Source organism: Mesorhizobium sp. M7A.F.Ca.ET.027.03.2.1, from assembly GCF_003999175.1.
In the GTDB taxonomy this organism is placed as follows: Bacteria; Pseudomonadota; Alphaproteobacteria; order Rhizobiales; family Rhizobiaceae; genus Mesorhizobium.
This window is the reverse complement of the sequence record NZ_RZOM01001960.1, coordinates 1-402: the sequence shown is the minus strand read 5'-3', so window position 1 is coordinate 402 and position 402 is coordinate 1. Positions and strand designations below refer to the sequence as shown.

Here is a 402-nt window from a genome sequence, read left to right as displayed (position 1 = left end):
GCGCAGGCCGCGTAGCGTGCCGCGGTCGAGCGTCTCCAGCATGGCGATCAGATCTTCCGGCAACACCGCCTCCTTCTGCCGGGGTGGGGAGGCGTGCTTGTTGCGAATGCCGGCCATGACGGTCGCGATATGGCGGTCCTTCCTGTCGAGCGGCTGGCCGCGCTGCGCATAGTTCCACGTCAGTGAGGAAAGCCGGCGCTCGATCGTGGACACCGAGTTCGGCTTCTTGTCGCCGGTCGCCGTGCCAGAGGCGCACGCGGTGATGTAGAGCCCGACCACCTGGGGATCCGGCGGGAACGTTTCGACGCCCTGGCGCCGGCACCAACTCGCAAAATGCTTCCAATCAGCCGCATAGGCCCGACGCGTATTGGCGGAACTCGCCGCCTCGACATAGTCGCGGGC

At 66.9% G+C, this 402-nt stretch carries 1 pseudogene; it reads right to left on the bottom strand.

Annotated elements, in window-relative coordinates:
* Window positions 1-402, bottom strand: a pseudogene (locus tag EN750_RS38975) (integrase); the annotation flags it as partial.